Here is a 22,690-nt window from a genome sequence, read left to right as displayed (position 1 = left end):
CCACATCCCTCACGGGCGTTCCAGCACCAGCAGCGGGTCGACGCGCACGTCGAACCAGTTCATGCCCCAGTGCAGGTGGGGGCCGGTGGCGCGCCCTGTGGCGCCGACGGCGGCGAACGCCTGGCCCTGTTCGACGCGGTCGCCTTCCGCGACATCGATGCGCGAGAGGTGCAGGAAGTTGGAGCTCACGCCGTGGCCGTGGTCGATCACCACGGTGCCGCCGGTGAGGTAGAGGCCCGGGTCGGCGAACGTCACCACGCCGGCCGCGGGTGCCTTCACCGCGGTGCCGGTGGGCGCGGCGATGTCCATGCCCGAGTGTCCGGACCCGGGCTTGCCGTTGTAGATGCGCCCGCTGCCGAAGCGTCCACTGATGCGACCTTCGACCGGGCGCTGGAAGCGCTGCGCGAAGTCGGCGCGGTCGTCGTCGCGCACGCGCGCCGCGGTGACGCGCGCCTGTTCGCGGCGGATGCGCTCGGCGATCGCCGGCGGCGGATCGACGGTCTTCGGCGGCACGCCGTTCACGTGTTCCATCGGCCAGTCGCGCGGGGTGACGGCGATGCTCGCGTGCGTGCGGCTGCCGTCAGGTGCGGTCACGCCCACGCGCAGCGGACCGGTCGCATCGCGTCCCACGCCGAACACCACGCTGCCGTAGCCCGTGGTGCGCAGCACGCGGCCGGCGTAATCGACGCGGCTGCCGGGCGGCACCTTGCCGATCACCAGCGCGCCCTGCTGCACGCTGGCCGGGAACACCACGCGCGTGTCGGGCGTGGCCGACTGTTCATTCGAAGCCTGACGCGCGGACGCGCCGGCAGGTGCGAACGCCAGCGCAACGCCTGCGGCCAGCGCCAGCAGCGACGGCAAGGCGAGCACGGCTCGGATCAACGCGCGAACTCCAGGCGTTTGCCCTGCGGGTCACCCACCAGTGCAGTGCCATCCCACGCCAGGGCGCCATTGACCCAGGTGGAGGCGATGCGCGAACGGAACGTGGTGCCCTCGAACGGCGACCAGCCGCATTTCGACAGCACGTCCTCGCGCTTCACGGTGAACGGGCGGTCCTCCACCAGCACCAGGTCGGCGTGGTAGCCCTCGCGCAGGAAGCCGCGCTCGGCCACGCCGAACAGCTGCGCCGGCGCGTGCGCGAACTTCTGCACCACGCGGGCGACGTCGAAATGGCCTTCGTGCACGCACTCCAGGGCCGCGACCAGCGCGTACTGCACCAGCGGCAGCCCGCTCGGCGCGCGCACGTAGGGGTTGTGCTTTTCTTCCCAGGTGTGCGGCGCGTGGTCGGTGGCGAGCACGTCGATGACATCGTCGGCCAGCGCGCGCAGCAGCGCCGCGCGATCCGAGGCCTCCTTGATCGCCGGATTGCACTTGATCTGGTGGCCCAGGCGCGCGTAGTCGGCGCGGTCGAAGCGCAGGAAGTGGATGCAGGTCTCGGCGGTGATGCGTTTGCGCAGCCTGCCGTCGGCATCGACCAGCGGGCCGGCATCGAACAGCGCCAGCTCGTCGGCGGTGGAAATGTGCAGCACGTGCAGCCGCGTGTCGTGGCGGCGCGCGAGCTCCAGCGCCAGGCGCGTGGACTTGATGCAGGCCTCGCGCGAGCGGATGTCGGGGTGCAGCCCGGCGGGGATGTCATCGCCGTATTTCGCGCGCGCGGCGGCCTGCGCCGCCTCGATCATCGGCGTGTCTTCGCAGTGGGTGATGATCGGCACCGGGGTTTCGCGGAAGATCGCGTCCAGCGTGGCCGGGTTGTCGACCAGCATGTTGCCGGTCGACGCGCCCATGAACACCTTCAGCCCCGGGGTGGCGCGCGGATCGATGGCACGGACCGCGTCGAGGTTGTCGTTGCTCGCGCCCATGTAGAAGCCGTGGTTGGCACGCGCGCGGCCGGCGGCGCGCGCGTACTTGTCCTCGAGCGCCGCGGCATCGAGGGTCGGCGGGCTGGTGTTGGGCATGTCCATGAAGCTGGTCAGGCCACCGGCCACGGCCGCCGCGGATTCGGTGGCCATGTCGGCCTTGTATTCCATGCCCGGTTCGCGGAAGTGCACCTGGTCGTCGATCATCCCCGGCAGCAGCAGGCGGCCGGCGGCATCGACCACGGTTTCGCCGTCGCGCGCGGCCAGGCTGGGGGCGATGGCGTCGATGCGCCCGGCACGGATGCGCAGGTCGGCGTCGAATTCGCGGCCTTCGTTCACCAGTCGGGCGTTGACGATCAGGGTGTCGGTCATCCAGGACGCTCCTTGCGCCGCGGCGGCACGGGGTCGTGCCCGCCGGGATTGAGTGGGTGGCAGCGGCCGACGCGCCGGACCGCAAGCCAGCCGCCACGGAGTGTCCCGTGGCTGGCCAAGGCCTGCATGGCGTACTCGGAACAGCTTGGCGCGAACCGGCAACGTGGCCCGAGCAGCGGGCTGAGCCAGCGTTTGTAAACGCGCAGCAGCGCAATGAGGAGACGATTGATCACGTGGCGCCGACGCAAAGGCCTGCCGCGGTTGCCGCTGCAGTCCGGGCAGGGTATAACACCCCGCTTTCCCGTCCAAGCGACGGGGTGTGGCGCCGGCCACGGATGGTTACCGGCGGCCGGAGCTTCAGGACCGCCGCGCCGCGCCAAGGCCGAGCATTGAATCCTCACCCCGCTGCCGTCATGTTGACGGGATTGCCGGCGGCGTTCGTGCCGGCACCCACTTCCAAGTACAAGGATCGCTGACCGTGGCAGTGAAGAAGACAGTCAAGAAGGCCGCCAAGGCCGCCAAGCCCGCAGCGAAGAAGGCCGCGAAGAAGGCTGCCAAGGCCGCGCCGAAGACCCTTGCCGCCAAGAAGCCAGTTGCAAAGAAGCCGGTTGCGAAGAAGGCCGTTGCCAAGAAGGCAACGAAGCCGGCAGCGAAGAAGACCGTGAACAAGCCCGTGGCGAAGTCCGCCGCCAAGAAGGTCGTGGCAAAAAAGCCCGCGGCCAAGAAGTCCGTCGCCAAGACGGCCCCCAAGAAGGTTGCTGTGAAGAAGACTGTGAAAACTGCCGCAAAGCCGGCTGTCAAGAAAGTCGTGGCGAAAAAGGCTGCGGCAAAGAAAGTCGTGACGAAGGCGCCTGCGGCCAAGGCTGCACCGAAGAAGGCGATTGCCAGTGCACCGGTGGCGAAGAAGGCCGCCGCAACCCCGTCGAAGCCGACTGTGAAGAAGTCCGTTGCACCGGTGGCCAAGGCCCCGGTGAGCAAGGCTCCGGTGACCAGGGCGGTAGCAGCGGCCCAGCCCGTCGTCCAGAAGTCGGCGACCAAGGCGTCCGCCAAGGCCGCGACCAAGGTTGCACCTGCGGCCAAGCCCACGCCTGCGCGTCCAGCCGGCAAGGTCGCGGTGGCGATCACCAACCGTCCGCCGGCCGCCCCGGCGCCCAAGACCCGCTACAAGGTCGTGCCCTACAAGACCGACGAGGCCAACGGGCGCCCGATCGTCCCGGAGGGCTACAAGCCTGGCGCGGACGAGGAGTACATGAGCCCGTTGCAGCTCGAGTATTTCCGCAAGCGCCTCGCGGAATGGCGCGCCGACCTGGTGGAAGAGTCCAAGCAGACCATCGAGAACCTCAAGGACGAAGTGCGCGACGTCGGCGACGACGCCGAGCGTGCCACGCGCGAAACCGAGAACTCGCTCGAACTGCGCACCCGCGACCGCTACCGCAAGCTGATCGGCAAGATCGACAGCACGCTCAAGCGCGTGGATTCCGGCGAATACGGCTACAGCGTCGATTCCGGCGAGGAAATCGGCCTGGATCGCCTCGAGGCGCGCCTCACCGCCGAGCGTACGATCGACGAGCAGGAGCGCTGGGAGCACCTGCGCAAGCAGATCGGCGACTGATCCAGTCGCAAGTTGTGCACGTCACGAAAGGAGCCCGGCGATGCCGGGCTTTTTTTGTTTCCCGTTTGGGGCGCCGCAGTGGCCGGGAGGCCTTCGCGGCTCATGTCCCCCGGATCCGCCTGGCGGCGGATGCCTCCTCCTTGACTTCCCCGCGAAGGCCTCCCGGCCACTTCGGGACTCTGTGCGGGCTGCCAGTAGCGGCACCGTGGGCGGGATTGCGGGCCGTGGCTTTGCTTCTCGAGCAACACGAAGTAAAGAGGACCCGGCACCGCATAGATGATGGGCGTTACGTCAGCTCGCGCATGTCCAGGCGCCGCAACCGCGGCGCGCGCCACGCAGTGACCGCCGCCACGGTCATGGTCACGCAGCCGCCCAGCACCACCGCCGGCACCAGGCCGAGCAGGCGGCCCATGGAGCCGGCGTAGAACGCGCCCAGTTCGTTCGACGAGCCCACGAACAGGCCGTTGATGGACGACACCCGGCCGCGCATCGCGTCGGGCGTAGCCAGCTGCAGGATGGTCGAGCGCAGCACGACCGACACGCCGTCGCAGACTCCGGACATCAGCAGGAAGAACGCCGACAGCCAGAACGCGGTCGACAGCCCGAAACCGATGATGCAGATGCCGAAGCCGGCCACCGCGAACAGCAGGATGCGCCCGGCGTTGCGCGTCGGTGGCCGTCGCGCCAGCCACACGCCCATCGCTACAGCACCCAGCGCCGGCGCGCTGCGCAGGATCCCGAGGCCTTCCGGGCCGTAGTGCAGGATTTCCTTGATGAAGGCGGGCGCAAGCGAGATCGCGCCGCCAAACAGCACCGCGAACATGTCCAGCGCCAGCGCGGCCAGCAGGATCTGGTGCGAGAACACGAAGCGCGCGCCTTCGGCGATGCTGGCAAAGATCGGCGCGCCCTGCAGGGTGATCGCGGGCTCGGTCACCTTCAGTCGGCCGACGGCCAGCGCGGCCATCAGCGCAAAGCCGGCCGCAACGGCATAGGCCGCGGACTTGCCGGCCAGGCCGACGATCAACCCGCCAGCTGCCGGCCCCAGCACCATCGCGGACTGGAACACGATCGAACCCACGCTCGCGCCGCGTGCGAACTGGGTGCGTGGCAGCACCCGCGCGAACAGCGCGTTGTAGACCGGGCCGAGGAACGCGCGCACCGCGCCGGTCAGTGCGACCGCGGCGTAGATCCAGCCGACGTGCACCTGGCCGAGCACGCCGGCGGCGATCAATGCCAGTGCGATCGGCGTCAGCGCCAGGCCGATGCAGGCGAACATGCCAAGCCTGCGGCGCGGCAGATGGTCCACCAGGTACCCCGCGAACGGCGCCACGCAAAAGTACGGCAGCAGTTCCGCCAGGCCGATCAGGCCGAGCATCCACGGGTCGCGCGTGAGCTCATAGACATGCCAGCCCACCGTCACCGCGACCATCTGGTAGGACAGGATGTTGCAGATCCGGTAGGCCATCAGCCCGCGGAAGGAGCGGTTGCGCAGCGGTGCCGCGTTGCCCTGCGCCGTGCGGTCGGTGTCCCTGGGCGGCGTGGCAGCGGTGCCCGCCGTGGTCACGCCTGCGCGCGCTGCGCGGTATCGCGGATCACGGCAAGCAGCGCGGCCAGTCCGTTGCTGCGGGTCGGCGAAAGATGCTTCGCCAGCCCGATGTCGGCGATATAGCCCGGCTCGCTGGCCAGGATCTCGGCTGCGCTGCGGCCGGCGTAGACGCGCAGCGCCAGGAACACCAGGCCGGAGACGATGGCCGAGTCACTGGCCGCGGCGAAATCCAGCCGCGTGGCGTCGCCGGACGGCACGATCCACACCATCGACTGGCAGCCGAGCAGCCGGTGCTCCTCGGTGCGCAGTGCGTCCGGGAACGGCGGCAGCTTGCGGCCGAGGTCGATCAGGTACTGGTAACGCTCCGACCAGTCGCTGAAGAACGCGAACTCGTCGCGGATCGCGGCCTGTGCCTCGTCGGCGGTGGCTTCGAGCGGGAATACGGTGTCGTTCATGCGCGCTTCCAGCGTACGCCCTGCGGCGTGTCCTCGAGCAGGATGCCTTCGCCGGCCAACTGGTCGCGGATGCCGTCCGCGCGTGCGAAGTCGCGTGCCTGCTTGGCGGCGGCGCGCTCCTCGACGAGCGCCTGGATGCGCGCGTCGTCATCGCCCGACGCGCCGCGCGCGAACCACGCCGCCGGCGACTGCTGCAGCAGGCCCAGCACGCGGCCACCGGCGCGCAGGCTGGCGCCGAGCGTGGCCAGCGCCAGCAGGGGGCCGTTGCCCGATGCTTCACCATTGCCAATCGCGTTGCGCAGCACGCGCGCGTTGCCGGCGATCGCGGCCAGTTCGGCCAGTGCCTGCGGGGTGTTGAGGTCGTCGTCGAGCGCGGCTTCGACCGCGTCGGGAGTCGCGACGTCCGGAGCCGTGTCCGCGGGTGCCAGCGCGTCGACGTCGCGCAGCGTGCCGTACAGCCGGTCCAGGGTGCGCACGCTCTGTTCGACCAGCGCATCCGACCAGTCCAGCGGCTGCCGGTAGTGCGCCGACATCAGTGCATGGCGCAGCGCTTCTGGCGGGTGCGCGCGCACCAGGTCGTGGACCTTCTCGATGTTGCCCAGCGACTTCGACATCTTGGCGCCGCCGAAGTTGAGCATGCCGTTGTGCAGCCAGAATCGTGCGAACGGCTTGCCGCCGTGCGCGCACTCGCTCTGCGCGATCTCGTTTTCGTGGTGCGGGAATTGCAGATCCACGCCGCCGGCGTGGATGTCGATGGTCTCGCCAAGGTGGGCGGCTGCCATCGCCGAGCATTCGATGTGCCAGCCCGGGCGGCCATGGCCCCAGGGCGAGTCCCAGCCGGGCAGGTCGCCGGTGGAGGGCTTCCACAGCACGAAGTCGCCCGGGTCGCGCTTGTACGGGGCCACTTCAACGCGGGCGCCGGCGAGCATGTCCTCGAGCTCGCGGCGCGAGAGCTTGCCGTAGCCATCGAAGCTTGCGACCGCGAACAGCACGTGGCCTTCGGCGGCATACGCGTTACCTGCGGCAACGAGGCGCTCGACCATGGCGATGATCTGCGGGATGTGGCGCGTGGCCTCCGGCTCGATGTCCGGCGGCGCCACGCCCAGCGCGGCCATGTCCTCGCGGTAGGCGGCGGCGAAGCGGTCGGTGATGGCCGAGATCGGCACGCCCTGTTCGGCGGCGGCGGCGTTGATCTTGTCGTCGACGTCGGTGATGTTGCGGGCGTAGTCCAGACGGCCGAAACGGCGGCGCAGCAGCCGCGCCAGCACGTCGAACACCACCGGCCCGCGCGCGTTGCCGATATGCACGTAGTTGTAGACCGTGGGCCCGCAGACATACATCGTCGTGCGCTCCGGATCCGCGGGTTGGAAGTCCTCGACCCGCCGGGTCAGGCTGTTGAACAGTCGCAGGGTCATTGCATGGGCCGCTGTGCAGACCCGTGATTCTAGCGGCCGCGGCAGGGCCACGACAGCCACGATTCAGCCCCTGTGCCCGGCCAGCCCATACACTGCCGGATCTCCATGCACCCGTCCTCGCCCGCCAAGCGGTGCCTGCCGCTGCTCTTCGTCGCCGCACTTGCGGCGCCCGCGGCGTGGGCGCAGCACACGGTGATCCAGTCCGAGAACGTGCGCTACGAGTACGCCCAGGTGCTGCGCGCGGAGCCGGTCTACCAGACCCTGCGCGCCACCAGCATGGTCGAGCGCTGCGAGCAGTCGTCGATGGTGCAGGCCGCAGACGACCCGGAATCGCGCCGCGGGCTGGCGCGCGTGGTCGGCGCGGTCAAGGACGTGCTCGCCCCGGCAAGGGCGGCGGAGGTTGCAGGCAGTGACGACGCCGACGCCGCGGGCTGCCGCATGGTGCCCGTGGAGCGCGAGTTCCGCCGCCCGATCGCCTACGACGTCGATTACGTGCACCGCGGCAGCAAGTACCGCTCGCGCCTGCCCGCAGACCCCGGCAACCGGCTGCGGGTGCGGGTGTCGGTGACGCCGGTGGCGCCCGCCGGCAACCAGGATTAGGCCCCAACCCTTGCACCCCGGGCCGCGGGCATGGGACCATTCCGGGTCATGCAGCACACCGCGATCAGCAGCGCCGACCTCCTCACCTCCGCCCGCATGGCGTCGGGGATGACCTCGCGCGCGCACCGACCGGACGCCCTCATTCCCGCGGGTTGAGACCGGATCGCCTGTATGTCCGTTGTCCAGAGCCCGGCCCGAGCCGGGTTTTTTCGTTTCCAGACCCATGGACCAGACCATGACCCCACCGATCAAGCCCGCTCCAATCAAGCACTTCCTCAATACCCAGGACTGGAGCCGCGCCGAGCTCGACGCCGTGCTGGCCGACGCCGAGCGCATGAAGCGCGATCGCCTGGGTGACGCGTTCAAGGGCAAGTCGATCGCCCTGCTGTTCTTCAATCCCTCGCTGCGCACGCGCACCAGCTTCGAGCTCGGCGCGTTCCAGCTCGGCGGCCACGCGGTGGTGCTGCAGCCCGGCAAGGACGCCTGGCCGATCGAGTTCGACCTGGGCACGGTGATGGACGGCGAGGCCGAGGAGCACATCGCCGAGGTCGCGCGCGTGCTCAGCCGCTACGTCGACATGATCGGCGTGCGCGCGTTCCCGAAGTTCGTCGACTGGTCGCTGGACCGCGAGGACCGCGTGCTGGCCGGCTTCGCGAAGTACGCCACGGTGCCGGTGATCAACATGGAAACCATCACGCATCCCTGCCAGGAGCTGGCGCACGCGCTGGCGCTGCAGGAGCATTTCGGCACGCGCGACCTGCGCGGCAAGAAGTATGTCCTCACCTGGACCTACCACCCCAAGCCGCTGAACACGGCCGTCGCCAACTCGGCGCTGACCATCGCCACCCGGATGGGCATGGACGTGACTCTGCTGTGCCCCACGCCGGAGTACGTCCTGGACGAGCGCTACATGGGCTGGGCGGCCGACAACATCGCCGAGAGCGGCGGCTCGCTCACCGTCAGCCACGACATCGACAGCGCCTATGCCGGTGCCGACGTGGTGTACGCCAAGAGCTGGGGCGCGCTGCCGTACTTCGGCAACTGGGCGCCGGAGAAGCCGATCCGCGACCAGTACCGCCACTTCATGGTCGACGAGGCCAAGATGGCGCGCACCAACGATGCCGTCTTCAGCCACTGCCTGCCGCTGCGCCGCAACATCAAGGCCACGGATGCGGTGATGGATTCACCGCGCTGCATCGCCGTCGACGAGGCCGGCAACCGCCTGCACGTGCAGAAGGCGGTGATGGCGGCGCTGGCCAGGCAGTAAAACCGGCAGCGCCCCTCCGGCGCCGCGCAGCAACGAATTCCTCCCCCACGTCCAGATCGAGCGGCATCCATGAACACCCCCGAGACATCCAAAGACATCGTCCTCGCCTTCTCCGGCGGCCTCGACACCAGCTTCTGCGTGCCGTGGCTGAAGGAGCAGGGCTGGAACGTGCACACCGTGTTCGCCGACACCGGCGGCGTCGATGCCGACGAGCGTGCCTTCATCGAAAAGCGCGCCGCGGAGCTCGGCGTGGCCAGCCACGTCACGATCGATGGCGGTCCGGCGATCTGGGACGGCTTCGTGAAGCCGTTCGTATGGGCCGGCGAGTGCTACCAGGGCCAGTACCCGCTGCTGGTCTCCGACCGCTACCTGATCGTCGACGCCACCCTGGCGCGCGCCCGCGACCTCGGCACCAATGCCATCGCGCATGGCTGCACCGGCATGGGCAACGACCAGGTGCGCTTCGACCTGGCGGTGAAGGCTTCGGGTGATTTCCGCATCGTGGCGCCGATCCGCGAGATCCAGAAGGAACACACGCAGACCCGCGCCTACGAGCAGGAGTACCTGGCCGCGCGAGGCTTCGGCGTGCGCGCCAAGCAGCGCGCCTACACGATCAACGAGAACCTGCTCGGGCTGACCATGTCCGGCGGCGAGATCGACCGCTGGGAGGCCCCGGGCGAGGGTGCGCGCGGCTGGTGCGCGCCGCGCGCCGCATGGCCGGAGCAGACGCTGAGCGTGGCGCTGCGCTTCGTCAACGGCGAAGCCGTGGCCATGGACGGGGAGGAGATGCGCGGCGAAATGCTGCTGGCACGCCTCAACACCATGTTCGCGCCGTACGGCGTGGGCCGCGGCATGTACACCGGCGACACCACCATCGGCCTCAAGGGCCGCATCGTGTACGAGGCGCCGGGCCTGACCGCGCTGCTGGCCGCGCACCGCGCGCTGGAAGAAGCAGTGCTCACCAAGCAGCAGAACCGCTTCAAGCCCGACGTGGCGCGCAAGTGGGTGGAGCTGGTGTACGAAGGCTTCTTCCACGACCCGCTGAAGACCGATCTCGAGGCGTTCCTGGCCTCGTCGCAGGCGACCGTCAACGGCGAAGTGGTGCTGGAGACCCGCGGCGGCCGCGTCGACGCGGTGGCGGTGCGCTCGCCGCACATCCTCAATGCCAGCGGCGCGACCTACGCGCAGTCGGCCGACTGGGGCGTGGAGGAGGCCGAGGGCTTCATCAAGCTGTTCGGCATGAGCTCCACGCTGTGGGCGGAGGTCAACCGCCAGTGAGCCACGCCGGCGACCCGCTGCTCGATGCCGTGCTGCGCCACCTGCGCGCGCTGGTGGCGTTCGACACCCGCAACCCGCCGCGCGCGATCGACAGCGGCGGGATCTTCGACTACATCCGCGGGCAGCTGCCGGATTTCGAGGTGACGGTCAGCGACCACGGCGCGGGCGCGGTGTCGCTGTTCGCCCGTCGCGGCCAGCCGGCGCTGCTGTTCAACGTGCACCTGGACACGGTGCCGGACTCGCCGGCATGGACCGCCGATCCGCACGTGCTGCGCGTCGAGGACGGGCGCGCGATCGGCCTCGGCGCCTGCGACATCAAGGGCGCGGCCGCGGCGCTGATCGCCGCGGCGCAGGCCAGCGGCGGCGATGCGGCGTTCCTGTTCTCCAGCGACGAGGAAGCCAACGACCCGCGCTGCATCGCCGCGTTCCTGGCATCCGCGCACGGCTTCGAAGACGTGCTGGTGGCCGAGCCGACCGGCTGCGAGGCGGTGCTCGCACACCGTGGCATCGCCGCGGTGCAGCTGCGCTTCCACGGCGAAGCCGGCCATGCATCGGGCGCGCAGGCGCTGTCCGCCAGCGCCGTGCACAAGGCGATGCGCTGGGGCGTGGACGCACTGGCGCTGGCTGAAGGCGAGGCCCACCAGCGGTTCGGCGGCCTGACCGGGCTGCGCTTCAACATCGGTCGCGTCGAGGGCGGCATCAAGGCCAACGTGATCGCGCCGGCAGCCGAGGTGCGCTTCGGCTTCCGCCCGCTGCCGTCGCAGGACATGGAGGTGCTGCACGCGCGCTTCGCCGCGCTGGCCGCGGAAGGCAGCGACTACACGCCCACGTTCTTCGGCCCCTCGCTGCCGGCCGGCGACGTGTCTGCCGCGGAAGAGCGCCGCCTGGCCGCACGCGACCTGGCCGACGGCCTGGGCCTCGCGATCGGCAACGCCGTCGATTTCTGGACCGAAGCCTCGCTGTTCTCCGCCGCCGGCCTCAACGCCATCGTCTACGGGCCCGGCCACATCGCCCAGGCGCATACCGCTGACGAATGGGTCGCGCTCGACCAGCTCGCACGCTACGCCGGCGCCGTGCACGCCATCCTCTCGAAGGCCACATGAACGCAACGCCCGCCATGCAGAACGTCCACCGCCAGACCCGGCAGACCATCGTCCGCCTGCTGTCCGGAATGGGCAGCGCCAAGGAAATCAGCCAGTACCTGAAGCGCTTCTCGCAGCTCGATGCCGCACGCTTCGCGGTGGTCAAGGTGGGTGGCGCCGTGCTGCGCGACCAGCTCGACGAGCTGGTGTCGTCGCTGGCGTTCCTGCAGCAGGTCGGCCTGACGCCGATCGTGCTGCACGGCGCCGGGCCGCAGCTCGACGAAGCCATGCGCGATGCCGGCATCGAGAAGCGCGTGGTCGACAACCTGCGCTACACCGATGCCGAAGGCCTGGCGATCGTGCGCCGCGTGATGCGCGAGGAGAACCTGCGCCTGGTGGAGGCACTGCAGGCGGAGGGCGTGCGCGCCACGTCGATCCAGTCGGGCGTGTTCGAGTGCGCGTTCCTCGACCGCGAGCGCTATGGCCTGGTCGGCAAGGTCGCGCGCGTCGATACCGACGGCGTGGGTGCGGCGATCAAGGCCGGCTCGATCCCGGTGATCGCCTCGCTCGGCGAGACGGCGGAAGGCCAGATCGTCAACGTCAACGCCGACTGGGCCGCCAACGAACTCATCAAGACCCTGCAACCGTACAAGATCGTGTTCCTCACCGGCACCGGCGGCCTGCTTGGCGCCGACGGCGAGCTGATCGACTCGATCAACCTCAGCACCGAATACGACGAACTGCTGGCGCAGCCCTGGCTGCACTCCGGCATGCGGGTGAAGATCGAGCAGATCCACGACCTGCTGATGGCGCTGCCGCATTCGTCGTCGGTGTCGATCACGCGCCCCGGCGAGCTGGCCAAGGAGCTGTTCACCCACAAGGGCTCCGGCACCCTGGTGCGTCGCGGCGAGCGCGTGCTGCGCGCCGAACGCTGGGACCAGCTGGACCTGCCGCGGCTGCGCACGCTGATCGAATCGGCCTTCGGACGCACGCTGGCGCACGACTACTTCGAGCGCACGCCGCTGCTGCGCGCCTACGTCAGCGAGCACTACCGCACCGCGGTGATCCTCACCGAAGTGGACGGCGTGCCGTATCTCGACAAGTTCGCGGTGCTCGACGACGCGCAGGGCGAGGGCCTCGGGCGCGCGGTGTGGCAGGTGATGCGCGAGGAAACCCCGCGGCTGTTCTGGCGTTCGCGCCACGACAACGCGGTCAACATCTTCTATTACGCAGAGTCCGACGGCTGCTACAAGCAGGCCAAGTGGAAGGTGTTCTGGTACGGCCTGCAGGCGTTCCCGGACATCGAGCGCGCGGTGGCGCATTGCGCGGTGCGCCAGCCGACGCTGCTTGATCCCTCGCGTGCGCCAGCGGCGGTGCGTCATGGTTAAGTCGGTCGGCATCGTCGGCGCGCGCGGCCATACCGGCGCCGAACTCATCCGCCTGCTCGCCGCGCACCCCGGCTTCGAGCTCGCGTTCGTGTCCTCGCGCGAACTCGACGGCCAGCCGGTGTCGGCGCACGTGCCCGAGTACCGCGGCGACTTGCGCTACGCCAACATCGCGCATGAGTCGCTTGGCGGGTACGCCGTCGATGCCTGCGTGCTGGCGCTGCCCAACGGCAAATCGGATGCCTGCGTCGCCGGCCTGGCCGGGGAGGGCGCCGACCCCGTGATCGTGGACCTGTCGGCCGACCACCGCTTCGACGACGCCTGGTATTACGGGCTGCCGGAACTGACACGCAGCACGTATGCCGGGCAACGGCGCATCGCCAACCCGGGCTGCTACGCCAGCGCCATGCAGTTCGCCATCGCGCCGATGCTCGATGAGCTCGAAGGCGCCGTTCAGTGCTTCGGCGTGTCCGGGTTCTCGGGCGCCGGCACCTCGCCCTCCGACCGCAACGATCCCGGCAAGCTGCGCGACAACCTGATGCCCTACGCGCTGGTGGATCACCTGCACGAGCGCGAGGTCACACGTCACCTGGGCGCGCCGGTCGAGTTCATGCCGCACGTGGCGCCGCATTTCCGGGGCATCACGCTCACCGCCAACCTGCACCTGCGCACGCCGGTCACGCTGGACACCGTGCGTGCGCGCTACCACGCCCGCTATGCCGGCGAGCCGCTGCTGCGCGTGGTGGACGAAGCGCCGTGGGTGAGCGCGATCGCCGGCCGCCACGGCGTGGAGGTCGGCGGCTTCACGCTGTCGGCCGACGGGCGCCGCCTGGTGGTGGTGGCCACGCTCGACAACCTGCTCAAGGGCGCCGCCACCCAAGCGCTGCAGAACCTCAACCTCGCCTTCGGCTATCCCGAGACGCAAGGCATCCCGCTCGACTGATCCCGCTGGAACCGACATGTCCGACCTTCTGTGGCAAAAGCCCGGCGTCACCGTCGATGCCGCCATCCAGGCTTTCCTGGCCGGCGACGACGTGGTGCTCGACCGCGAGTTCTTCCTGCACGACATCGAGGCCAGCCGCGCGCATGCGCAGGGCCTGGCGCGCATCGCGATCCTGGCCGAAGACGAACTCGCCGGCATCGAGCGCGAGCTCGACGTGCTGGCCGGTGATTTCAGCGCCGGCCGCTTCGTGCTCGACGACCGCTACGAGGACGGCCACTCCGCGATCGAGGCGCGCCTCACCGAGCGCCTTGGCGATGCCGGGCGCCGCATCCACACCGGCCGCAGCCGCAACGACCAGGTGCTGGTGGCGACGCGGCTGTGGCTGAAGGCGCAGCTGGCGCGCACGCAGGCGCTGTGCGTGGAGGTCGCGGGCATCGCGCTCGACCGTGCCGCGGCTGAGCGCGACGTGCCGCTGCCCGGCTACACGCACCTGCAGCGCGCGGTGGTGTCGTCGCTCGGCATGTGGTGGTCGGCGTGGGCGGAGGCGTTCATCGACAACGCGGCGCGCGCGCGCGACACCCTGGCCTGGATCGACGCCAATCCGCTCGGCAGCGCGGCCGGCTACGGCGTCAACCTGCCGCTCGACCGCGACCACACCACCGCCGCGCTCGGCTTCGGGCGCATGCAGGTCGCGGCGACGTACGCACAGCTGTCGCGCGGCAAGTTCGAGATGGCGGCGCTGGAGGCGCTGTCGAGCGCGATGCTCGACCTGCGCCGCCTCGCCTGGGACCTGAGCCTGTTCACGGCCGCCGAGTTCGGCTTCGTGGCGCTACCGGCGCAGTACACCACCGGCAGCTCGATCATGCCCAACAAGCGCAATCCCGACGTCATCGAGCTGATGCGCGCGACCTACGCGAGCGTGGCCGCGGCGCGCTGCGAGATCGAGCAGCTGCTGTCGCTGCCGTCGGGCTACCACCGCGACCTGCAGGTGTCGAAGGGCGCGCTGTTCCATGGCTTCGGCAAGGGCTTGCAGGCGCTGGCGCTGCTGCCGGACCTGCTGCGCAACCTGGACTGGAACACCGACCGCATGCGTGGCGCGCTGGAGCCGTCGATGTATGCCACGGACCTTGCGGTCGACATGGCGCGCGAAGGCGTGCCGTTCCGGGATGCGTATCGCCAGGCGGCGGACCCGGCGCGCTGGGCGGAAGGCGATCCGGCGGCGAGCCTGCTGGCGCGGGTGTCGCCCGGCGCGGCGGCTGATCCCGGGCTTGAGGTGCTGCGCGCGCGTCTGGTGGACGTGCAGGGCATGTCCGGAAGCTGAGCGAGGGCCGGCGAGGTTGCGCGGCGCTTCGGGCGCCGCTGGCCAGGTCTACGCCCGTTGCAGGGCGTCTTCGAGGAATCGCGGCTTGCAGGCCTGCCACGCGCCCAGCAGCATCACCACGGCGCTTGCGGCGAGCATGGCGAACGGCCAGGTCCAGCTGCCGGTGGTCTCATGCAGCAGCCCGAACAGCAGCGGGCCAAGACAGGCCAGCGTGTAGCCCATGCCCTGCGTGAAGCCCGAGAGAGCGGCGGAGCCTGCCGGAGTGCGGGTGCGCTTGTTGAGCAGGGTCAGCGCAAGCGGGAAGGTGCAGCCGCCGAGCCCGAGCAGGGAGACCCAGAGCAGTGGCATGGCCATCGGGGCGACCAGCAGCCCCGCGTAGGCCGCCACCTGGCACGCGGCGCAGGCGAAGACGATCGGGAAGGGGTTGCGTACGCGCACGGCGATCGCCGGCATCACGAGCGCACCGAGCAGGCCCAGGCCGGCGAACAACGCCACCATCGCGCCACCGTAGGCCGGGCTGGCGCCCGCGTCGGTCAGCAGCTTGGGCAGCCAGGTGAACAGGGCATAGGTCATCAGCGAGGTCATGCCGAACATCAGCGCCATGCCCCAGCCGATCGCGGTGCGCCAGGTGCGCACGCGCGGGGGCGGGGCGACGAGTTCGGGGGCGCCGTCGCCGGGCAGCACGGCGCGGTCGTGGACGCGTGCCAGCGCGGAATCGGCGCGGCGCTCGATCCACAGCACGCCCAGCCAGGGCAGGATCGCCGCCACCGCGATCAGGGCCCACGCGCCCAGCGAGATGCGCCAGCCCACGGCCGCGGCCACCGGCACGGCCAGCAGCGCCGGCAGGATGGTGCCCATCTGCATGACCGCGATGTACAGCGTGCTGACCATGCCGATGCGCGCGGCGAAATAGCGCTTCACCAGTGGCGGCAGCACCACGTTGCCGATGCCGGCGCCGGCCAGCGCCACGACCGAGCCGGCGATCAGCACCGCAGTGCCAGGGGCCAGCGAGCGCAGCACAAGTCCGGCGGCGGCCAGCACCATCGCCAGCAGCGCGGTGCGTTCCAGGCCGGCGCGATGCGCGATGGCCGGCGTCGCCACGCCAAACAGGGCGAAAGCCGCACTCGGCAGCATGCCCAGCACGCCGGCCATGGCGGCGCCGAACGCGAACTCGTGGCCCAGCACGTCCAGCAGCGGGGTGATGGAGGTGACGGCCGTGCGCAGGTTGAACGCGGACAGCACGATCCCGGCGAGCACCAGCGCCGCGCCCGCGCCGAGGGCGGGTGTGGGCGATGCCGGGGACGCTGTTGCACGCATGGGGGGAACGGACTCCAGGAAGCCGCGCCGGGCGCGGAAACGAAAAGACCGGCCGATGGGCCGGTCTTCGCTTGCAATCACCAGTGGTCGGGGAGACAGGATTCGAACCTGCGACTTCTACGTCCCGAACGTAGCGCTCTACCAGGCTGAGCTACACCCCGAGTCGGTGAGCCGCGCATTTTAGGAGTCGGCGGCGCGAAGGGCAAGCCCCTTGTGTTGCGCCGTGCCGGGGATGTGCCCGCAGTCGCTAGAATGCGGGGCTCACCGGTCCACCTTGTCCCCGGAGTTTCCCGCCTTGATCAAGCCACGCACGCCCCCGGGCGTCATGGAGCTGCTGCCCCGCGACCAGATCGCCTTCCAGCGCATGCTCGACACCATCCGCGGCACCTTCGAGCGCTTCGGCTTCCTGCCGGTGGAAACCCCGGTGTTCGAGCTGTCCGAGGTCCTGCTGACCAAGACCGGCGGCGAGACCGAGCGCCAGGTGTATTTCGTGCAGTCCACCGGTGCGCTGGGCAAGGCGGCCGAGTCCGGCGGCGCCGAGGGCGTGCCGGAGATGGCGCTGCGCTTCGACCTCACCGTGCCGCTGGCGCGCTACGTGGCCGAGCACGAGCACGACCTGGCGTTTCCGTTCCGCCGCTACCAGATGCAGCGCGTGTATCGCGGCGAGCGCGCCCAGCGCGGGCGCTTCCGCGAGTTCTACCAGTGCGACATCGACGTGATCGGCAAGGACACGCTGTCGCCGCGGTTCGACGCCGAGATCCCGGCGGTCATCCACGCGGTGTTCGAGGCGCTGGGCATCGGCGCGTTCACCATCCAGCTCAACCACCGCAAGCTGCTGCGCGGCTACTTCGAGGGCCTGGGCATCGAAGGCGACCGCCAGGCGGCGGTGCTGCGCGAGATCGACAAGCTCGACAAGCGCGGCGAGGACGCAGTGCGCGCGACGCTCGAAGGCGAGGGTTTCGGCATTGCCGCGGACGTCGTGGAGCGGCTGATGGCGTTCTCGCGCGTGCGCTCCACCGGCCACGACGATGCGCTGGCGCGGCTCGATGCGCTCGGCGCCGGCACCGCGCTGTTCGAGGAAGGCCGCGACGAGCTGCGCGCGCTGCTCGGTACGCTGAAGGCGATGGGCGTGCCCGAGGCGCGCTACGCGATCAACCTGTCCATCGCGCGCGGCCTGGACTACTACACCGGCATGGTCTACGAGACCGTGCTCGACGCGAACCCCGGCATCGGCTCGATCTGCTCGGGCGGCCGCTACGAGGACCTCGCCGGGCACTACACGAAGTCGAAGCTGCCCGGCGTCGGCATTTCCATCGGCCTGACGCGGCTGTTCTGGCAGCTGCGCGAGGCGGGGCTGGTGACGACCGCTGAAAGTTCGGTCGATGCGCTGGTCACGCTGTTCGACGACGCGGGGCTGGAACACGCCCTCGCCCTGTCGCAGCGCCTGCGCGCTGCCGGCCTGAACGTCGAGACCCAGCTGGAGCCGCGCAAGCTGGCCAAGCAGATGCAGTACGCCGACCGCGCCGGCATCCGCTTCGTGGTGATCCGCGGCGACAACGAGGCCGAACGCGGCGTGGTGGCGGTCAAGGACCTCCGTCGCGGCGAACAGTTCGAAGTCGTCGAAGCCGAACTGGCGCAGACGCTGCTCGTGGAGCGCGAACAATGGAAGGTGCAGGGTGGGCAATAACGTGATCCGCCTCGACGGGCTGTCGCTGACGCGCGCGCAGCTGGTGGCCGTTGCGCGGGGCGCCAGCGTCGCGCTCGATGAGCGCGCATTGACCGCGGTCGCCCGCGCCGCCGACTTCCTGGCCGAGCAGGTGCGCCGCGAGGAGCCGATCTACGGCGTGTCCACCGGCTTCGGCAGCAATGCCGACAAGTTGCTCGGTGCGCATCCGCTGCGCGACGAGCTGCCGGGCGCCACGCCCTCCGGCCGCTCGCTGCACGAGGAGCTGCAGCACAACCTGATCATCACCCATGCGGTGAACGTCGGTGAGCCGCTGGCCGCCGACGTGGTGCGCGCGATGCTGTGCATCCGCATCAACACCCTGCTGCGCGGGCACTCGGGCATCCGCGTCGGCACGCTGCAGGCGATGGCCGCGATGCTCAACGCCGGCATCGTGCCGGTGGTGCCGGCGCTCGGGTCGGTGGGCGCCTCGGGCGACCTGTCGCCGCTGTCGCACCTGGCGATCGTGCTGCTCGGAGGCGGCGAGGCGTTCGTCGAAGGCGAACGCATGCCAGGTGCCGAAGCGCTGCGCCGCGCCGGCCTGGAGCCGCTGCAGCTGTCGTACAAGGAGGGCCTGGCGCTCAACAACGGCACCGCGCAGATGCTGGCGATGGGCGTGCTGGCGGTGGCGCAGCTCGAGGACCTGCTGGATACCGCGGACCTCGCCGCGGCGATGACCATCGACGCCTTTGCCGGGCGCCTCGGTGCCTTCGCCGAGGACGTGCACGCGCTGCGTCCGCACCCGGGCCAGGTCGCGGCCGCCGCGCACCTGCGCGCGCTGCTTGAAGGCTCCACGCTGGCGGATATCCCGTACCACCTGGTGCCACGCTTCAGGCAGTGGCTGCCGACAAGCTGGGATGTCGCCGCGGCGCAGGCGCTCAATTTCGACATCGGCTGGGACTGGGTGCCGCTGGGCCAGCGCCACGGCCGCGAGAAGTTCTACGACCGCTTCCGCCCGTTCCGCGGCGGCAAGAAGCACCAGCCGCAGGACAGCTATTCGCTGCGCTGCGTGCCGCAGGTGCACGGCGCGGTGCGCGACGCGGTGGCGCAGGCCGCGCGCGTGCTCGAGGTCGAACTCAATTCGGTCACCGACAATCCGCTGGTGTTCCCGGACAAGGTGGCCGAGCACGTCGAGGAGCAAGTCATTTCCGCCGGGCACTTCCACGGCATGCCGCTGGCGCTGGCGATGAGCTACGTCAAGGCCGCGATCCCGGTGCTGGCCTCGATCTCCGAGCGCCGCCTCAACAAGCTGGTCGACCCGGCCACCAACGACGGCCTGCCGGCATTCCTGATCGGCAACGAGGACGGCACCGAATCCGGCTTCATGATCGTGCAGTACACCGCCGCCGCGATCGTCAACGACCTCGCCAGCCGCGCCATGCCGACCAGCGTGTATTCCATCCCGACTTCGGCCAACGCCGAGGATCACGTGTCCATGGGCGCCAACGAGGCGCGCCACGTGCTGGCCATGGCCGCCGATCTCGGCAAGGTGCTCGCGCTGGAGCTGTACACCGCCGCCCAGGCGCTGGACCTGCGGCGCGACATGATCAATGCCGCGCGTGACCTGGCGCGACGCGTCGACGCAGAAATGTTTGCCGCGAAGGTGCAGTCTGGCGCGCTCGCGGACGTCGCGGCGCAGGCGGCCTTCATCGCCGAAGTCGACGGCCTGCGCGGCGAACTCGCGGCCGCGGAGGCCTTCCACCCCGGCAAGGCCGTGGCGGCGGCGCACGCCGTGATCCGCACGCGCATCCCGTTCCTCGACCGCGACCGCGCGCTGGATGGCGAGGTTGCCGCCGCTGTAAGGCTGGTGGAAGAGGGCACGCTGCTCGCTGCGATCCCGCGCAGCGGCGTCCCGGGTTGAACCTGCCGCTGCACTTGGGCTGGCTGGGGGCGTTGGAGGCCGGGTTGATCGCGCTGCTGATCGGCGCGCTGGCCTACGCGCTGTTCCACGCCATCGGCGTGCGCCAGCGCTGGACGCCCGGCCACGCCATAGGCTGGGCCTGCCTGTCGGCGGTGGCGCTTGGTGCCGGCATCGACATCTGGCACCTGTTCTACATGGGCGTGGTGAAGCTGGAATCGCCCGTGTACGCCCGCATCGCGCTGGCCAAGATCCATGACCCCAACGGCCTCGGCACCCGCGTGCTGATGGAGATGGTGGGCGCGGTTTGTGGCGTGGCGCTGGCCTGGATGGTGGCGGAGCGGCGGGGCAGGTAGCCGGCCGCGATGGTGTGCCCCGCTGGCCCACAGGCGGTGTAGGGGATTTCCCGAACTGCGGAACGGCCCGCGTCCCGCGCCACAGATGGCGCTAGACTCGGCGCGTGCAAGGAAGCACGCCATGGCACCCGGCTCCGCCGCAATGGCGAGAGGGTGGGCCTGTCGACTACATGGAGGGACCCGCAATGTCGAAAACTTCCCCGTTTCGCACCACGATGCCTGCGCACGTGATGCTGCTGACAGCATCGTTGGCCCTCACAGCAGCAACTCGGGACGCCCGCGCGCTTCAGTCATCAGGTCACGGCGAGGTGGCGCATGTCGACGCAGTTCTTGAAGGCGAAGACTGTCATTCGATCAGTGAGCTCACTGCCAAGGAAGCCTGTTTCGCAGGGGTGGGTGAAGAGCTGATCGCCCGATGCGAGGCTCTGCGTGCAAACGCATGCAAGCCTTATCGGGACATGCATCGGGCGGAGCGCAGGTTGCGTGACCTTGGCGCCGAGATGCTTGCGATCAACAGGAGACGCCTCGCCACGTATGTCGAATCCGATCCTGCCTATCTGGACGATTTGGGCACGCTGGCCTCCGCGGCCGATGAGGCATGGCGTGCATGGCGCGACGCTGCGTGCTCACTGGAACCGTTCGCGGATGGAATGTCGCGACGGGAAGCCTCCGACCTCACGGAGGCCTGTCGCGCGCATTGGACGGAGCAGCGGGTTTCGGAAATCGACAGCAAGATCCAGGAGCTTGAACAAGCCAGGGAGTGAGCAGCATGGACAAGGATGTCTATAACCCACTGAGCAAAGTGTCATTTGAGGCGATTGCATACAACGCCGTCGGCCGAGCAAGTGAGGTTGGTACCTTCCCCGCATACGCACTCGTACACAGCACTGGCAACTCGGGTTGGTCGGTCGGCATGGTCCAGTGGGACTTCGGGCAGCGAGGCCGGGGTGAGAAAGTTCACCTGCTGTTGGACAACTACCAGGCTTGGTCGCGGCCAGAAGATCGGTTCAGCAACGTCGAGGTCGACTCACTGACAAACCGGCTTCAGCGGAGAGGGCAAGTTGGAAACGGTCTTACCCAGGGCGAGCAGGAGCGGCTCAACGCGTACCTGAGGTCCGACTCGGGTCGCGATTTCGTCAACGCGCTCAATCGCGAGCAGATCGAGTACAAATGGGCCCGGATCGGCGAGCCGCTTTCTCAGGTCGGATGGCTGCAGGATCTCGGCGTCTCCGACCCTGCGGCGGTTGGCGAAATCGTTGCGATGACCAGCAAGCTGTTCAATCAGAACGAGACTCGCGGCGCAAGACTGCTCCAGCAGTTGCTAGGCACAGAGATGAGTTCCGAGGCGGTGGAGCACTGGATCGGATCAAGCGGAATCGAAGGTCTCAATCCGCAAGCGCGCAAGGCGATAGTCAGCGGGAGAGACTCTGTGCTTGCCGGCATTCGCTTGATGAATGCCATGGAGACGGGGCACGGCGCGCTGAGCACGCGCTGGAGGGAGGTGGTCTACGTGAACGGCGATGCGGCGCTCGCGCGCGGCTTCAACATCAATCCCGAGCTCCAGTTGTTCGATGCAATGATGCGAGACCCTGCGCAGGGCTCACGGATCTTCAGGAATGTCGAACTCGGCCTTCCCTCTGGCCCTGCAATCTCGTCGGGGATCAACAAGCTCGCCAGGCTCGAAATGGCCCGGGTCGAGCTTGATGTCGCGGGAGACCTCAGTGTCACTGGGCCCCGGGGTTTTCAGTATCGACTGAGCGAGGCGGGATGGACTCTGGTGGGTGAGCCGGTCGCCCGGCGTCGTGAGGTCGATACGCCGGACCATATCGAACTGGGTCGGGCGCAGCCCATGAGTCCAGGCAACGGAGCCGCCGAGGCTCGTGGGCTGGCCGATGGCCGGAGTGTCCCCGACGTTGGTGCCCACGATGACGCCTGCGGTATCGCCGGCAGTGTCCTTCAGGACGTCCAGCGCTCGGGCATGACCGGGGTGACTCTGGCACGTCTCAGCGAAGGTGGCGCCAGGACTCTGCAGGATTCGAGTGGGAAGCTCATCGCCTGGCAGGGTGACCCTCGCGATCCCGCTACGCGCTGGAGCGTGACGTCGGTGGAGGATGCCGCTGGCGTCGACGTGGACCAGGTTCTCCGACACTGCAATCGCGCTGTTGATAGGCCGGAACGGTCGCCGGCACACGCGTCCATGCAGCAAGTCGGGCCCCAGCAGGGTGGGCCCGCAGGCCTCTAGGCAGTCCGCCGGCGTTCCCGAACTTCGAGATGAACGAGCGGACTTGCGCCGCCTCGGGTGCT

Annotated in this window: 20 protein-coding genes and 1 tRNA gene; 13 read left to right on the top strand and 8 right to left on the bottom strand. The window is 69.5% G+C overall.

Annotation, left to right across the window (positions count from 1 at the left end):
• Positions 1-9: 9 nt before the first annotated feature.
• From JGR64_RS08955 to yidD, 3 genes are read right to left on the bottom strand one after another with little or no spacing between them, the layout of a single operon-like run.
• Positions 10-852 (bottom strand): M23 family metallopeptidase, encoded by an 843-nt coding sequence (locus JGR64_RS08955; protein WP_199373255.1) that lies wholly within the window; start codon positions 850-852, stop codon positions 10-12.
• A 26-nt stretch (positions 853-878) separates the two neighbouring features.
• Positions 879-2,228 carry a dihydroorotase gene (locus tag JGR64_RS08950; RefSeq protein WP_199373016.1) on the bottom strand — a complete coding sequence of 450 codons (1,350 nt, stop codon included), beginning with the start codon at positions 2,226-2,228 and terminating at the stop codon, positions 879-881.
• Positions 2,225-2,461, bottom strand: a complete 237-nt coding sequence (gene yidD, locus JGR64_RS08945; protein WP_199373015.1) for a membrane protein insertion efficiency factor YidD — start codon at positions 2,459-2,461, stop codon at positions 2,225-2,227. The genes JGR64_RS08950 and yidD overlap by 4 nt, the downstream gene beginning before the upstream one ends.
• 245 nt (positions 2,462-2,706) lie before the next feature.
• Here yidD and dksA point away from each other — a divergent pair, with 245 nt between their 5' ends.
• Entirely contained in the window at positions 2,707-3,840 is a 1,134-nt protein-coding gene (dksA, locus tag JGR64_RS08940) for an RNA polymerase-binding protein DksA (protein ID WP_199373254.1), read from the top strand.
• Positions 3,841-4,126: 286 nt separating this feature from the next.
• Here dksA and JGR64_RS08935 read toward each other — a convergent pair whose 3' ends face one another.
• The 3 genes from JGR64_RS08935 to cysS all read right to left on the bottom strand — a co-directional run bounded on the left by JGR64_RS08935 (position 4,127) and on the right by cysS (position 7,256).
• Positions 4,127-5,332 carry an MFS transporter gene (locus JGR64_RS08935; protein ID WP_255529259.1) on the bottom strand — a complete coding sequence of 402 codons (1,206 nt, stop codon included), beginning with the start codon at positions 5,330-5,332 and terminating at the stop codon, positions 4,127-4,129.
• Positions 5,333-5,400: 68 nt separating this feature from the next.
• Positions 5,401-5,841 (bottom strand): SufE family protein, encoded by a 441-nt coding sequence (locus JGR64_RS08930; RefSeq protein WP_199373014.1) that lies wholly within the window; start codon positions 5,839-5,841, stop codon positions 5,401-5,403.
• Positions 5,838-7,256: a cysteine--tRNA ligase gene (gene cysS, locus JGR64_RS08925; RefSeq protein ID WP_199373013.1), complete on the bottom strand. Its 1,419-nt coding sequence runs from the start codon at positions 7,254-7,256 to the stop codon at positions 5,838-5,840. The genes JGR64_RS08930 and cysS overlap by 4 nt, the downstream gene beginning before the upstream one ends.
• Positions 7,257-7,361: 105 nt before the next feature.
• On the opposite strand from cysS, the gene JGR64_RS08920 reads away from it, so the two are divergent.
• The 7 genes from JGR64_RS08920 to argH all read left to right on the top strand — a co-directional run bounded on the left by JGR64_RS08920 (position 7,362) and on the right by argH (position 15,132).
• On the top strand, positions 7,362-7,856 hold the full coding sequence (locus tag JGR64_RS08920) for a hypothetical protein (protein ID WP_199373012.1): 495 nt from the start codon (positions 7,362-7,364) through the stop codon (positions 7,854-7,856).
• A gap of 235 nt (positions 7,857-8,091) precedes the next feature.
• Entirely contained in the window at positions 8,092-9,123 is a 1,032-nt protein-coding gene (locus JGR64_RS08915; RefSeq protein WP_199373011.1) for an N-acetylornithine carbamoyltransferase, read from the top strand.
• A gap of 69 nt (positions 9,124-9,192) precedes the next feature.
• A complete protein-coding gene (locus JGR64_RS08910) occupies positions 9,193-10,401 on the top strand; it encodes an argininosuccinate synthase (RefSeq protein WP_199373010.1) in 1,209 nt (402 codons plus the stop codon).
• Positions 10,402-10,418: 17 nt separating this feature from the next.
• A complete protein-coding gene (locus JGR64_RS08905) occupies positions 10,419-11,504 on the top strand; it encodes an acetylornithine deacetylase (RefSeq protein WP_199373252.1) in 1,086 nt (361 codons plus the stop codon).
• Positions 11,501-12,871: an acetylglutamate kinase gene (locus tag JGR64_RS08900; RefSeq protein ID WP_199373009.1), complete on the top strand. Its 1,371-nt coding sequence runs from the start codon at positions 11,501-11,503 to the stop codon at positions 12,869-12,871. The genes JGR64_RS08905 and JGR64_RS08900 overlap by 4 nt, the downstream gene beginning before the upstream one ends.
• The gene (gene argC / locus JGR64_RS08895; RefSeq protein ID WP_199373008.1) at positions 12,864-13,811 is read left to right on the top strand and encodes an N-acetyl-gamma-glutamyl-phosphate reductase; all 948 of its coding nucleotides are present in this window, start codon (positions 12,864-12,866) and stop codon (positions 13,809-13,811) included. The genes JGR64_RS08900 and argC overlap by 8 nt, the downstream gene beginning before the upstream one ends.
• A gap of 16 nt (positions 13,812-13,827) precedes the next feature.
• The gene (argH, locus tag JGR64_RS08890; protein WP_199373007.1) at positions 13,828-15,132 is read left to right on the top strand and encodes an argininosuccinate lyase; all 1,305 of its coding nucleotides are present in this window, start codon (positions 13,828-13,830) and stop codon (positions 15,130-15,132) included.
• Positions 15,133-15,180: 48 nt separating this feature from the next.
• On the opposite strand, the gene JGR64_RS08885 is transcribed toward argH, so the two are convergent.
• Both JGR64_RS08885 and JGR64_RS08880 read right to left on the bottom strand, forming a co-directional pair.
• Positions 15,181-16,449 (bottom strand): MFS transporter, encoded by a 1,269-nt coding sequence (locus JGR64_RS08885; RefSeq protein WP_199373006.1) that lies wholly within the window; start codon positions 16,447-16,449, stop codon positions 15,181-15,183.
• 84 nt (positions 16,450-16,533) lie between these two features.
• A tRNA-Pro gene (locus JGR64_RS08880) sits at positions 16,534-16,610 on the bottom strand.
• A gap of 134 nt (positions 16,611-16,744) precedes the next feature.
• On the opposite strand from JGR64_RS08880, the gene hisS reads away from it, so the two are divergent.
• The 5 genes from hisS (at position 16,745) to JGR64_RS08855 (ending at position 22,628) form a co-directional block, all read left to right on the top strand.
• On the top strand, positions 16,745-18,136 hold the full coding sequence (hisS, locus tag JGR64_RS08875) for a histidine--tRNA ligase (protein WP_199373005.1): 1,392 nt from the start codon (positions 16,745-16,747) through the stop codon (positions 18,134-18,136).
• A complete protein-coding gene (locus JGR64_RS08870) occupies positions 18,126-20,033 on the top strand; it encodes an aromatic amino acid lyase (protein ID WP_234446939.1) in 1,908 nt (635 codons plus the stop codon). Before hisS ends, JGR64_RS08870 begins: the two co-directional genes overlap by 11 nt.
• Positions 20,030-20,386, top strand: coding sequence for a hypothetical protein (locus tag JGR64_RS08865; RefSeq protein WP_199373004.1), 357 nt, complete (start codon positions 20,030-20,032; stop codon positions 20,384-20,386). The genes JGR64_RS08870 and JGR64_RS08865 overlap by 4 nt, the downstream gene beginning before the upstream one ends.
• Positions 20,387-20,571: 185 nt before the next feature.
• Positions 20,572-21,150, top strand: a complete 579-nt coding sequence (locus tag JGR64_RS08860; RefSeq protein WP_199373003.1) for a hypothetical protein — start codon at positions 20,572-20,574, stop codon at positions 21,148-21,150.
• 5 nt (positions 21,151-21,155) lie between these two features.
• A complete protein-coding gene (locus JGR64_RS08855) occupies positions 21,156-22,628 on the top strand; it encodes a hypothetical protein (protein WP_199373002.1) in 1,473 nt (490 codons plus the stop codon).
• The last annotated feature ends 62 nt before the right edge of the window (positions 22,629-22,690 follow it).

Source organism: Luteimonas sp. MC1572, assembly GCF_016615815.1.
GTDB lineage: Bacteria > Pseudomonadota > Gammaproteobacteria > Xanthomonadales > Xanthomonadaceae > Luteimonas.
Note: the sequence above shows the minus strand (reverse complement) of the source record. Positions and strands in the feature narration are given on the sequence as shown.